This window comes from Pseudomonas sp. MDT1-85, assembly GCF_054898065.1.
Genome location: NZ_CM142715.1, coordinates 3,829,177 through 3,841,155 on the forward strand (window position 1 = coordinate 3,829,177; position 11,979 = coordinate 3,841,155).

Annotated in this window: 11 protein-coding genes and 1 pseudogene; 6 read left to right on the plus strand and 6 right to left on the minus strand. The window is 56.3% G+C overall.

Annotated elements, in window-relative coordinates; all coding sequences use genetic code 11:
* Positions 1-28: 28 nt before the first annotated feature.
* Genes ACYZT2_RS17285 through ACYZT2_RS17300 form a run of 4 tightly spaced genes read left to right on the plus strand, consistent with a single transcriptional unit; the run spans position 29 to position 2,043 of the window.
* Positions 29-763: a ferritin-like domain-containing protein gene (locus ACYZT2_RS17285; protein ID WP_461965893.1), complete on the plus strand. Its 735-nt coding sequence runs from the start codon at positions 29-31 to the stop codon at positions 761-763.
* Positions 764-791: 28 nt separating this feature from the next.
* Entirely contained in the window at positions 792-1,505 is a 714-nt protein-coding gene (locus ACYZT2_RS17290) for a hypothetical protein (RefSeq protein WP_461965895.1), read from the plus strand.
* Positions 1,502-1,858: a hypothetical protein gene (locus ACYZT2_RS17295; RefSeq protein ID WP_461965897.1), complete on the plus strand. Its 357-nt coding sequence runs from the start codon at positions 1,502-1,504 to the stop codon at positions 1,856-1,858. The genes ACYZT2_RS17290 and ACYZT2_RS17295 overlap by 4 nt, the downstream gene beginning before the upstream one ends.
* 41 nt (positions 1,859-1,899) lie before the next feature.
* Positions 1,900-2,043, plus strand: a complete 144-nt coding sequence (locus ACYZT2_RS17300; protein ID WP_461973148.1) for a rubredoxin — start codon at positions 1,900-1,902, stop codon at positions 2,041-2,043.
* Between the two features lie 67 nt (positions 2,044-2,110).
* Here the strand turns inward: ACYZT2_RS17300 and ACYZT2_RS17305 are convergent, their stop codons facing one another.
* The 5 genes and pseudogenes from ACYZT2_RS17305 to tnpB form a co-directional block, all read right to left on the minus strand.
* Entirely contained in the window at positions 2,111-2,299 is a 189-nt protein-coding gene (locus ACYZT2_RS17305; RefSeq protein WP_461965899.1) for a DUF1289 domain-containing protein, read from the minus strand.
* Positions 2,300-2,302: 3 nt separating this feature from the next.
* Positions 2,303-2,494 (minus strand): annotated as a pseudogene (locus ACYZT2_RS17310) (hypothetical protein); the annotation flags it as partial.
* Positions 2,495-2,600: 106 nt separating this feature from the next.
* Positions 2,601-2,915 (minus strand): peptidylprolyl isomerase, encoded by a 315-nt coding sequence (locus ACYZT2_RS17315; protein ID WP_448091603.1) that lies wholly within the window; start codon positions 2,913-2,915, stop codon positions 2,601-2,603.
* Entirely contained in the window at positions 2,912-4,414 is a 1,503-nt protein-coding gene (gene tnpC, locus ACYZT2_RS17320) for an IS66 family transposase (RefSeq protein WP_461964919.1), read from the minus strand. The genes ACYZT2_RS17315 and tnpC overlap by 4 nt, the downstream gene beginning before the upstream one ends.
* Before the next feature lie 18 nt (positions 4,415-4,432).
* Positions 4,433-4,792: an IS66 family insertion sequence element accessory protein TnpB gene (gene tnpB, locus ACYZT2_RS17325; RefSeq protein ID WP_461964917.1), complete on the minus strand. Its 360-nt coding sequence runs from the start codon at positions 4,790-4,792 to the stop codon at positions 4,433-4,435.
* A gap of 722 nt (positions 4,793-5,514) precedes the next feature.
* Between tnpB and katG the strand changes: the two genes are divergently transcribed.
* Positions 5,515-7,803 carry a catalase/peroxidase HPI gene (katG, locus tag ACYZT2_RS17330; RefSeq protein ID WP_461965901.1) on the plus strand — a complete coding sequence of 763 codons (2,289 nt, stop codon included), beginning with the start codon at positions 5,515-5,517 and terminating at the stop codon, positions 7,801-7,803.
* 104 nt (positions 7,804-7,907) lie between these two features.
* On the opposite strand, the gene ydiJ is transcribed toward katG, so the two are convergent.
* Positions 7,908-10,931, minus strand: a complete 3,024-nt coding sequence (gene ydiJ / locus ACYZT2_RS17335; protein ID WP_461965903.1) for a D-2-hydroxyglutarate dehydrogenase YdiJ — start codon at positions 10,929-10,931, stop codon at positions 7,908-7,910.
* A 158-nt stretch (positions 10,932-11,089) separates the two neighbouring features.
* Between ydiJ and ACYZT2_RS17340 the strand changes: the two genes are divergently transcribed.
* Positions 11,090-11,974, plus strand: a complete 885-nt coding sequence (locus ACYZT2_RS17340; protein ID WP_461965905.1) for a LysR substrate-binding domain-containing protein — start codon at positions 11,090-11,092, stop codon at positions 11,972-11,974.
* Positions 11,975-11,979: the final 5 nt, after the last annotated feature.

Here is an 11,979-nt window from a genome sequence, read left to right on the forward strand (position 1 = left end):
GTCAAACACAAATAGAGTGGAAAACATCATGGATGACGTTATCAGCAGTGTCAGTCAATACGGGGCTCGTTCGACACCAGACGCCGCTGTGGTTCTGGCAAATTTTCAATTCCCTCCCATTGAATTAAGCGTTGAAGAACGCGCTGAATGGAAGGAAATACTGTTTGACTCAATTATTACAGAATACGATGCCAGGCGTTTGTATTGGCACTTGGAAAGCCACTATGCAGAATATTTTCCGACGCTGGTGGAAGTATTAAACCCTTGGTTGCGGGACGAAATTGATCATGCATATGGTTTTGCATTGATCTATTCATCCTACACCGGCCTGCCGCTTGATGAGGTTGTACTGGAAGCCGAAATCAGAAAGCCTGACTTCACCATCATTGAGCCAATAGCCAATGATCCTTACAAGCTGCTCATCATGTTAGCGTATGACGAGATCATTACGACGCATGTTTATCATCGCAGCATCGCTAAATACGATCAGTTCGACTCCCAACAACTCTCGACATGGATCAGAAAAACCAAGAAAGACGAGGTGAGTCATTTTTTCTCGTTTGTGCAAAAAGCGAAAGAGCTATTCCCTGACCGAACAAACGAAGTCTCCTCCATACTTGATGAGATCTTTGACATCGACTTCCATAAAGAAAGCTACACCGGAACATTTGTCCTGGATCATAACACGCCAGATTTCCCCATCTCCAAACAGGAAATCAAGAACATGATCATCCCTGCTATCGTAAAGAAATTTAACGAATAGGGTTGCTGGCTTACCAGGAATAAAATAAATGAAACGGCCATTCTTAACCAAAAGACATTGGAGTTCCAGGGCTCTTTTTAATGAGATCGCTGACAGTGGATGGGTCAATCCGGGGATCGACCTCAAGTACCAGGAATTCTTCATGGCGGATTTGGTTTCAGAATATGACTCTGTAAACCTTTACCATCATTTGCACTCACGCAGAGGCACATTCTCACCCTACTTTGTTCAATATCTGGATTTCTGGTTTTCCGACGAGCGAAATCATGCTGATGGTTTCTTTGAACTTAATCGTCTTTTATTCGGCTCAAGCGAAGAAGAATTGATTGATCAGTTGAAAGCAAGGGTTGGCAACTTCGAGGGCCTGGATGAAATATTGTCCAGCGAGTTCAATCTGCTACTCATGTTCGCTTACGATGAGTATGTCTCGGTCAAGACCTACAAAAAAGATACATTTTATAGCGAATTTGGACACCCTGCGTTCAACACATGGATTAAAAACCTGATAGCCGATGAAGCCATCCACTTTGGGAATGCGATAAAAATCCTCAAACGTACCCATGCTGCACAATTGGACAAAGCTGAAGACGTGCTTCGCAGTATCGTTAATTTTGAAGGAGGGGCCTATCAAAACACTTTCCTCTTCGACCATGACGGCCCTCACTTCTTGCTTGATGACGCTGAAATCGGAAGTATTGTAATAGAAGAAATCTTATCAGCATTGGCCAAGGGTCAAAAATGAAAAATAGTTATTATGTGATCGCCTCCCTGATATTGATGATCTTCGGTGAGATTCTGACAATTTACAGTGAAGTGTACGCGTCAAAGCTGCCTGGCAAGTTCATGGAAACGCCTGAAATGTTTATCAAGCCCATGGTCCTTATAAGTATTGCCGGAATAAGTCTGGTTTTTGCCTATTGGCTTGGCTATCAAGGCACTGGAAATATTTGGGTGGTTACGGTCGCCTCACTGACGCTATTGCTTATTTTAGAGCCCATTGTCATCTACGCAATGCTCAAGGAGCTTCCTCAACGGGGTGCACTAATTGGCTTTATTCTAGGTGCGGCTGGATTAGTTTCAACCGTAGCCCTTTAATACACGATCAGGTGTCAATCATGATAACCCAAGAGAAAACAATGACCTGCACTGTCTGTGGCTATGAATACGATCCCGCGGTGGGAGATTCTGAAAACGGAATACCACCAGGTACTTCCTGGGAGGACATCCATGACGATTGGCTCTGCCCGGACTGTCAGATGCCTAAAGGGGATTTTGAGTAATCTAAAACAAGCCATCGAGAGGGGCCTGGAAGGCTGTGATTATGGGCTGGCTATAACTGGCCCAGCCTCACCCCTCAGCCTTCCTCCTCTGAAGCCCCTTCAACCGCAAACTCGCCCGTTGCGCCGCCGCCATTTTTTCCGGGCGCTTCATGCGCTTCCATTTTCTGATGTCGTCCTTGGTGCGGCCACAACTGACACACAACTCACCGCTCAACTGGCAAATGGAAATACACGGATTTTCGATATCCTTGGCCACGTTTCAATCCCGCGTCGAGCGCTTGGGCGCCAAGCGTTGCTGCCAGTTGCCGGCATTGGCGCGCTGACATTGTTCTTCAGAATCGAACTGCACATGGGCCGCTACCGGGCTGACGCGAACGTCCGCTTCGCTTAACGCCACGGCCGTCAGTTCGACCATGCGCTCGCCCTGCCCGCTCGCCAGCGCCTGATCCTTGGTAACTGATCCATAAACCCCACCTATCCAAAAACAGGTGGCGCGTTCAGCGCGTGAGATCGGGTGTGAAATCAAATCATTCTGGCGCGGAGACCATTCGTGGCGGTTACTTCATTTTTTGTGGCTTCATATCCACTACCGTCCCCGCCTGCACGTTTTTGATCGGTGACAGTAAGTGCGGCGAAATATTCCAGCGCTGGCTGGTGTCGGTTACCACTGTGACGGTCTTGCGGTTGAACTTCATGACGGTACCGGACAGGCGCTCACCATTGGGTGAATCGAAGCTTACCCGTGCTCCCGGATGGAACTGCATCATCGATTTATGAGCCTCCAACGACTCCAACATCTTCAGCCGTTCGATAATGTGATGATTCAATGTCACTAATTCATCGACGCTCAGATGATCAATATTGATACTCATGATGCCCTCCAATTCCAGGGTAGTAACGCCTCAACATCTTCAACCGATTCAGCCTGCGGTAATCGTTCCAGTACGTGGCGCAGCCACGTATAGGGCTCCTGGCCGTTAGCTTTGGCGGTTTCGACCAAGCTGTAGATCTGCGCACTGGCTGCGGCGCCCTTGGGCGTATCGCTGAATAACCATGCCTTGCGCCCTATGACAAACGGCTTGATTGCTCTTTCGGCGGCATTGTTGTCGATCGGTAAAAAACCGGCCTCCACGTAACGCTCCAGCCGGCTCCAGTTGCTGGCCAGATAACTGAGCGCCTTGCCGAGAGCACTTTGCGATGCGACTTGCGGGTGAGTTTTCTCCAGCCAGCTTTTCAACTGCGCGAGCACCGGCAAGCTCTGTTCCTGGCGACCGGCAAAGCGCTGCTCATCCGTCATTTCTTTCAAATCACGTTCGATACCGTACAACTTGTTGATCATCGTCAGCGCAACATCGGCCCGACCGGTTTTACCCTTGGGCTGCACTTTCTGCGCATCGACAAATTTGCGCCGTACATGGGCCATACAAGCCAAACGCTCGACACCCGGCTGTGCGGCCAAGGCGTTATAGCCGGCGTAATCGTCAGTCATCAAATAACCACGATAGTCGCCGAGCAGCCGCAATGGCACCTCCTGCGCTCGGCTGGTGGTGTAGTCAAAAAGAAGGACTGGTCGCTCCGGTGGGCCGCTGGCTTGTACCCACATCCAGGATTGGCTGGTCGGGTCTCGACCTGGCTCTTTCAGCACCTGCACTCGCGTTTCATCGCAGTGAACAATCGGACTTTCCAGTAACCGATCACGCATCAGATTCAGCAGCGGCTGGAAGTGTTCGCAGCACTGGATCACCCAGCGCGCCAGAGTTTGACGCGGGATATCGACACCGTGGCGAGCGAGGACTTTTTCGAAGCGGTGCAGCGGCAGGCCATCGACGTACTTGGTGGTCAGCAGCATCGCCAGCACGCTGGGGCTGGCCATGCTTTTATCGATCAGTTGCGCGGGTTTGTCGGCAGTGACCGGTGCTGTTTCGCAGCCTCGGCAGCCGTAGACCTTGCGGATATGTTTGATCACCCGGATCTGCATCGGCACGATCTCCAGCTGTTCGCTGGTTTCCTCGCCGATGGCATGTTTGCGGCAGCCGCAAACGCAGGTCAGTTCGTGTTCGGGGAGTTCGTGGATAACTTCGATGCGTGGCAAGTCAGCCGGTAGTGGCTTGCGTTTGCCACGGCGTTTGGTCGGGGCGACAACTTCTTCGTCAGCAGCAACAGGCGCTAGCGTGTCGATACTTTCGGCTTCATTAAACAGCGGCAGTTGTGGTGTCGCCGGATCAGCCGTTTGCTCAGACTTGCGCCCGAACAGGCGCTGACGAAGCAGCGCATTCTCTTCTTCAAGAAAAACGACCTTCGACTGCATCTGAGCAAGTAATTGCTTGAGCGCAGTCAGATCATCGGGAAAGTTGTCGGGCCTGGAAATCATGGCCCGGATTATACCCAATCAAGCAACAAATCGCGGCGTCAAAACCTGATGCGGACGGTTGCGCCAAAGGTCAAAACCGTCAAGCAGCCAGTTCAGTTCCTGGACGCTCAATACGATGGCTTCGTCAGTAACGTCGGGCGAGGTTTTGAAACGCTCGGACTCCAGGCGCTTAAGCCAAAGGCAAAAGCCATTGCGCTCCCAGTAAAGGATTTTCACTCGGTTCCGGGGGCGATTCAGAAAAACAAAAAGTACCGGGTCGAATACCGCCACCTTGATATCCAGTTCGACCAGGGCAGCGAGGCCATCGATGGATTTTCGGAAATCCACGGACTTGGGGTAGAGGTAGACTTTTTCGACTTTGGCGTCGGGTCGCATCATGGCGGACGGCTCCAGAAAAATTCGGGAGCACAGCATCCGCGATCATATGGTGGCTTTGAATGTGGGGTTCATGGCGCGCTTACGCAGAACCCGACTATTTGCGCTTGGGCGGTTTCGCACGCCTCGGTCAGGGTGGCGACCAGGCGACGTTCGATGTGGGCCTGATCGCGTTTGCTTAAAGACATCGGGTAAGGGTCCTTGAATGGCCGTCGATGGAAAGGGCTCATCATACGATAACGGGCTGATCCGAGAGTTGCTGCGTCTGTCCTGCCATCTTCGTGGGCAAGCCTCGCTCCTACAAGTTTTGTGGCGTTTACATTATTTGCAGGCGACGCAAATTCTGTAGGAGCGAGGCTTGCCCGCGAAGAGGCCCAAACACCCGCCGCAAATCCCGGCCCTGAAAAAGCAGGTGATGAATATTGCGAAGGGCCAGATAAAAGAAAATGCCTATTACCCCCCCAATACTCCACCTATTAGCTGACTGCTTTATAGGCGTCTAACCTTATTGGAGCGCTGGCGTAAGCTGGCCGGTTGAGACTTGATAAAAGATACGAATGAGTCAGAAGCGTACTAGGCTTGCCGTGGGCCACCGTGCTGGCAACTCGATTGCTGTTCTCCAGATTTCCCGTGTGACCACGACGATCGGTAGATCGAACGGCTACAGCCTATGTCATTGATTTCGCTCGTCGCTATTGCGCGCCCACCCCGGGCCGGATAGCCGGATGAATACGACCAAAGGTAGCGCACACATGGCAAATGAATCGAAATGCCCGTTCAATCACGCCGCCGCTGGCGGTGGCACGACGAACCGCGATTGGTGGCCGAACCAACTGAATCTGAAAATCCTGCACCAGCACTCGCCCTTGGCCGACCCCATGGGCGAAGACTTCAACTATGCCGAAGCGTTCAAGAGCCTGGACTTTCAGGCCCTCAAGCAAGACCTGCGCGCACTGATGACCGACTCGCAAGACTGGTGGCCGGCAGACTTCGGCCACTATGGGCCGCTGTTTATTCGCATGGCCTGGCACAGCGCCGGTACCTACCGCACCGGTGACGGCCGTGGAGGGGCTGGCTCCGGCCAGCAGCGTTTCGCACCGCTCAACAGTTGGCCGGACAACGTCAGCCTCGACAAGGCACGCCGGCTGCTTTGGCCGATCAAGCAAAAGTATGGCCGCAACATCTCCTGGGCCGACCTGATCGTGCTCACCGGCAACGTCGCGCTGGAGTCCATGGACTTCAAGACCTTCGGTTTTTCCGGCGGTCGGCCAGACGTCTGGGAACCGGATGAGGCCGTCTACTGGGGCTCCGAAAGCAAGTGGCTGGCAGGTGACACCCGCTACGAAAAAGACAAAAAAGAACCCATGCAAGAACCCGGCGAAGGCCCACTTGTAGCTGAGCCAGGGGAAAATGAGGACAGCCGTACCGACAAAGGGCGCAACCTGGAGAACCCGCTCGCCGCGGTACAAATGGGCCTGATTTACGTCAACCCCGAAGGCCCGGAAGGCAATCCGGATCCGCTCGCTGCGGCGAAGGACATCCGCGCGACCTTCGGGCGCATGGCGATGAATGACGAAGAAACCGTTGCGCTGATCGCCGGCGGCCACGCCTTCGGCAAGACCCACGGCGCCGGCCCTGCGGACAATGTCGGTGCCGAGCCCGAAGCCGCTGGTCTCGAAGCACAAGGCCTGGGCTGGAAAAGCACTTTCGGCAGCGGCAGGGGTGGCGACACCATCACCAGCGGCCTGGAAGTGACCTGGACCACTACGCCCACAAAATGGAGCAACAACTACCTGGAAAACCTGTTCGGCTTCGAGTGGGAACTGACCAAGAGCCCGGCGGGTGCGAGCCAGTGGACAGCCAAAGACGGTGCTGGCGCGGGCATCATTCCGGATGCTCACGACCCATCCAAGCGGCGTAATCCGATGATGCTGACCACGGATCTGGCCCTGCGATTCGATCCGATCTATGAACCGATTTCGCGGCGCTTCCTTGAGAACCCCGATCAGTTGGCCGACGCATTCGCCCGCGCCTGGTTCAAGCTGCTCCATCGCGACATGGGCCCCCTCTCCCGCTACCTCGGCCCGGAAATGCCCAACGAAGAACTCCTGTGGCAAGACCCCCTCCCGGCGGTCGACCATGCCCTGGTCAACGACAGCGACATTACCGCACTCAAAGGCAAACTCCAGTCCTGCGGCCTGTCCGTGTCGCAACTGGTGTCGACTGCCTGGGCCGCGGCTTCCACCTTCCGTGGCTCCGACAAACGCGGCGGGGCCAACGGCGGACGCCTGCGTCTGGCTCCGCAGAAATTCTGGCAGGCCAACCAGCCTGAGCAACTGGCGAGCGTACTGGCGAAACTCGAGAGCATCCAGAACGAGTTCAACAGCGGCGGCAAGAAAATCTCGCTGGCAGACCTGATCGTGCTGGCCGGTTGCGCCGGTGTCGAGCAAGCGGCAAAAAATGCCGGCCATACCGTGACAGTGCCTTTCACGCCGGGACGAATGGACGCCTCGCAAGAACAAACGGACGTCGAATCCTTCGGGTTCCTCGAACCCGCCGCCGATGGCTTCCGTAACTACCTCAAATCCCGCTACAGCGTAGCGGCCGAGGCCTTGCTGATCGACAAGGCGCAACTGCTGACACTCACCGCGCCAGAAATGACCGTGCTGATTGGCGGTATGCGCGTGCTGAACACCAACGTCGGACAGACCCGGCACGGGGTGTTCACGAAGCAGCCGGAAGCGTTGACCAACGACTTCTTCAAAAACCTGTTGGACATGAGCGTGGAATGGAAACCGGTCTCGGACGACAACCAGGAGTTTGAAGGACGCGATCGGAAAACCGGCGACCTTAAATGGACGGGTACGCGTGTTGATCTGGCGTTTGGCTCGAATGCGCAGTTGAGGGCGTTGGCTGAGGTTTATGCCTGCGACGACGCGAAGGAGAAGTTTGTGAATGACTTCGTTGCGGCTTGGGCCAAGGTGATGAATCTGGATCGGTTTGATTTGAGATGATCTGAGCAATACTGCTGAAACCCGCAACGCCTCCCTTTGTGGAGGCGTTGTGTTTTTTCTCCTTTCACATGCACGTTGGCAACTCACAAGACTCACAAGCTCCCCTACTCGGCGCGCGCATGCTCCAACACCACTTCCAGTGGGTGGCGCAGTTGCCTGTTGGCCCGACGTTTTACCTGACTGCGGCAGGAGTAACCCGTTGCCAGTGCTTCTCCCGTCTTGTCCAGCTTGCCGGCCCATGACTGCTCAAAAATGGTCCGTGAGGTGTCCTGGTTGCGTGCCTCATGGCCGTAGGTACCGGACATGCCACAACAGCCAGTCGCTTCCGTCACCAACTTGAGTCCAAGCCGGGCAAACACGGCTTCCCATTGCGAAGTACTGGCCGGCACATTGGTCTTCTCGGTGCAGTGCGCCAACAAACGGAATGTCTGAGTAGCGGGGTGCGGATTTTCAGGCAACACATCGAAAAGCCACTCCTGGGGTAGCAAGACCTTGGGGCAATCATTGAGCCCCGGTACTTTCTGATATTCCTGGCGGTAGACCAGCGTCATCGCCGGGTCCAGACCCACCAGCGGTACTTCGCAGTCGGCTAGCGCCTTGAGTTGACTGGCGTTACGGATCGCCGCTTTGGCGAAGGCGCCGAGGAAGCCCTGCACATGCAAAGGCTTGCCGTTGGCACTATAGGGCGCCAGAAACACGCGATAGCCCAACTGATACGCCAACTGGATAAAGCTCGCCAGCAGCGGGGTTTCGAAGTAACGGGTGAAAGCGTCCTGCACCAACACCACGCTGCGCTGACGTTGCGCGACGGTGAGCTCGCGCAGGGCTGGCACGCTGGCGACAACGACCTTGCAGCGGGTCAACGTGGCCTGCAAGTCGTAACGGTTGATCAGCGGGCTGTCGAGCATGCCGACGTGTCGCTCAAGCAAGCGGCTCATCCATTTTGAGCCCATTACCGCGTTGTACAGGCCCGGCGCGTAGGCCATGTAAGGAATGGTGAACTCCAGCGAGCCGATCAGGTAATCGCGAAGCGGACGTTGATAGCGACCGTGATAGAGCTCCAGAAAACGCGATCGGAATTCCGGGACGTTGACCTTGACCGGGCATTGTCCGGCACAGGATTTACAGGCCAGACAACCCGCCATCGCGTCGTACACCTCATGGGAGAAATCCGCCTCGCCACGCGAGCGCGCCAGGTTATTGCGTAACCGCGCGGGCAACCCGCTCAACCACGACAATCTGCCCCGCGCCGCTTCCAATACATCGATATTGGCCGCGCCTTGCAGACGCAACCATTCGCGAATCAATGACGCCCTGCCCTTTGGCGAATGCTGGCGTTCACGGGTGGCTTTCCACGACGGGCACATTGCATCGTTGGGGTCGTAGTTGTAGCAAGCGCCGTTACCGTTGCAGTGCACAGCGGTGCCGAAACTTTGCCAGACGCGCTCGTCGATTTGCCGATCCAGCTCACCGCGCAGCGTCACTTCGTTAACCTTGAGCAAGCCTTGGGCGGCATTCGGCGGCGTGCAGATCTTGCCGGGGTTGAGCTGATTGTGCGGGTCGAACGCGCCCTTGAGCGATTGCAGCGCCGGGTACAGCTCGCCAAAAAACTCAGGGACATATTCCGAACGCAATCCCTTGCCGTGTTCGCCCCACAGCAAACCACCATAACGCCGCGTCAGCTTGGCCACGGCATCGGAAATCGGCTTGACCAGCGCGGCCTGGGCCGGGTCTTTCATGTCCAGCGCCGGGCGCACATGCAACACACCGGCGTCGACGTGCCCGAACATGCCATAGGCCAGGCCATGGCTGTCGAGCAAGGCACGGAACTCAGCGATGTAGTCGGCCAGTTTCTCCGGCGGCACGGCGGTGTCTTCGACGAAGGGCTGCGGGCGAATCTCGCCTTCAACGTTGCCCAGTAGCCCGACCGAACGTTTGCGCATGGCGTATACGCGGGTCACTGCTTCGGCACCTTCGGCCAGCGTGTGGCCCAGCCGCTCGATCGTCGTGTCGGCCTGCAGACGCTCCACGAACGACGCCACACGAGCGTTCACTTGCGTCAGGTCTTCCCCGCTGAACTCCACCAGATTGATACCCTGCGTCGCGCGCTCGGCGTCCGTCGGGAAATACTCGGCGACGCTATGCCAGACAATGTCTTTCATTGCCAGCATCAACACTTTGGAGTCCACGGTTTCGATGGACAGCGGCTTGTGCGCCAACAGCGCGTTGGCGTCGCGCAGCGCATCCATGAAGCTGCCGTAGCGGACGTTCACCAATACCGAATACTTGGGAATCGGCAGCACGTTGAGCTTGGCTTCGACGATGTAGCCCAACGATCCTTCCGCACCGCACAGCACGCTATTGAGGTTGAAACGACCATGCTCGTCACGCAGGTGCGCCAAGTCGTAACCGGTCAGGCAGCGATTGAGTTTGGGGAACACCGACTCGATCAGGTCGGCCTGGGTTTCCTGAATGTGCCGCGCGGTGCGGTACACCTCGCCGATGCGGCCGGGCTGCGTACATGCCACCTCCAGCTCCGCATCGGACAGAGGCTGGCTGTGCAGACGCTCCCCGCCGAGCAGTACGCTGTGCAGTTCCAGCACATGATCGCGGGTCTTGCCATAGGTGCAGCTGCCTTGGCCGCTGGCGTCCGTGTTGATCATGCCGCCCACGGTGGCGCGGTTGGAGGTCGACAGCTCCGGGGCGAAAAACAATCCATGAGGCTTGAGCGCGGTATTGAGCTGGTCCTTGACCACGCCCGCCTGCACCCGCACCCAACGCTCGGCGACGTTGATTTCGAGAATGGTGTTCATGTGCCGCGACAAGTCGACCACGATGCCATCGGTCAATGACTGGCCGTTGGTTCCGGTGCCGCCGCCTCGCGGGGTCAGGTTGATCTGGCGAAAGCGTGGTTCGGCCATCAATGTCGCGATGCGCACGATATCGTCCGCGTCGAGGGGGAACACCGCCGCTTGCGGCAGACGCTGGTAAATCGAGTTGTCGGTCGCCAGCACGGTCCGAGTGGCATAGTCGGCGCTGAGCTGACCGCGGAAACCGCTGGCGCGCAGGGCTTGCAGAAATTCCGGGTACTGGGCCGCGGGTTCAACGGTCGTCAACGGGGCGATCATCGCAGGATGGTCTCTTGTAGGTCTAATCACTGGAAAATCAAAACACTTGTCGCCTGAGCATTAATAGGTCAGCCTCAGGTCGTCGGCTGCGCCAATGATCCTGCAGGTTCTGGTGCCGGACAAACGGATAATCCTGCCGCTATCGATGACTTTTACGAATGAATTACCGCCACCTCACCCCCTCGATGTCGTTGCTGCTGGCTTTTGAAGCCGCCGCCCGACATGAAAGCTACACCCGCGCCGCGATGGAACTCTCGCTGACCCAAAGCGCAGTCAGCCGCCAAGTCCAGGCGCTGGAGCAGCAACTGGGCCTGACGCTGTTTCGCCGTGAAGGCCGGCAGGTGCAGTTGACCGATGTCGGTCGTCTTTATCAGCGGGAAATGACCGAAGCGCTCGGACGCATCCGCAGCGCCACGTTGCAGGCCATGGCTTATCAATCAGGCAGCGGCACGTTGCGCTTGGCCACATTGCCGACCTTCGGCTCGAAGTGGTTGTTGCCGCGCCTTCATGACTTTTACAAAAGCCATCCTGGCATGCTGGTGCACATCAACTCCCGGATCGACGCCATTGACTTTGAAACCAGCGGAATTGATGCCGCGATCGTCGTCGGCAATGCTGATGTACCGGGCCTGATCAGTCATCGGCTGCACACGGAAGAACTGATGGTGATCATTTCTCCGCAAGCGGCCAAGGCCCATGACGCCTGGACCCCGGAGCGCATTGGCGGGCAGACCCTGCTCAATGTCGCGAACAATTCCAATGTCTGGGGCGAGTGGTTCAGCCACCACGGCTTGCCCCATCGAATGATGCGCCTGGGGCCGAGTTTCGAACTCACCTCACACTTGATCCAGGCCGTCAGAGCCGGCATCGGAATAGGTCTGGTGCCTCGTATTCTGGTGGCCGACGAATTGGCCAGCTCAGAGCTGATCAGCCTGGACCTGCCCTTCGCCAGTCAGCGCAGTTACTACCTGACCTACCCGCCACGCAACGAAATGCTGCCGTCACTCATGGCGTTCCGTACCTGGTTGCTGGAACAGATATGAACGCC

Excerpts from the sequence above, each read along its gene's own strand:
- ACYZT2_RS17285 (WP_461965893.1), top strand. The coding sequence starts at position 29 with ATGGATGACGTTATCAGCAGTGTCAGTCAATACGGGGCTCGTTCGACA.
- ACYZT2_RS17290 (WP_461965895.1), top strand. The coding sequence starts at position 792 with ATGAAACGGCCATTCTTAACCAAAAGACATTGGAGTTCCAGGGCTCTT.
- ACYZT2_RS17295 (WP_461965897.1), top strand. The coding sequence starts at position 1,502 with ATGAAAAATAGTTATTATGTGATCGCCTCCCTGATATTGATGATCTTC.
- ACYZT2_RS17300 (WP_461973148.1), top strand. The coding sequence starts at position 1,900 with ATGACCTGCACTGTCTGTGGCTATGAATACGATCCCGCGGTGGGAGAT.
- ACYZT2_RS17315 (WP_448091603.1), bottom strand. The coding sequence starts at position 2,915 with ATGAGTATCAATATTGATCATCTGAGCGTCGATGAATTAGTGACATTG.
- tnpC (WP_461964919.1), bottom strand. The coding sequence starts at position 4,414 with ATGATTTCCAGGCCCGACAACTTTCCCGATGATCTGACTGCGCTCAAG.
- tnpB (WP_461964917.1), bottom strand. The coding sequence starts at position 4,792 with ATGATGCGACCCGACGCCAAAGTCGAAAAAGTCTACCTCTACCCCAAG.
- katG (WP_461965901.1), top strand. The coding sequence starts at position 5,515 with ATGAATACGACCAAAGGTAGCGCACACATGGCAAATGAATCGAAATGC.
- ydiJ (WP_461965903.1), bottom strand. The coding sequence starts at position 10,931 with ATGATCGCCCCGTTGACGACCGTTGAACCCGCGGCCCAGTACCCGGAA.
- ACYZT2_RS17340 (WP_461965905.1), top strand. The coding sequence starts at position 11,090 with ATGAATTACCGCCACCTCACCCCCTCGATGTCGTTGCTGCTGGCTTTT.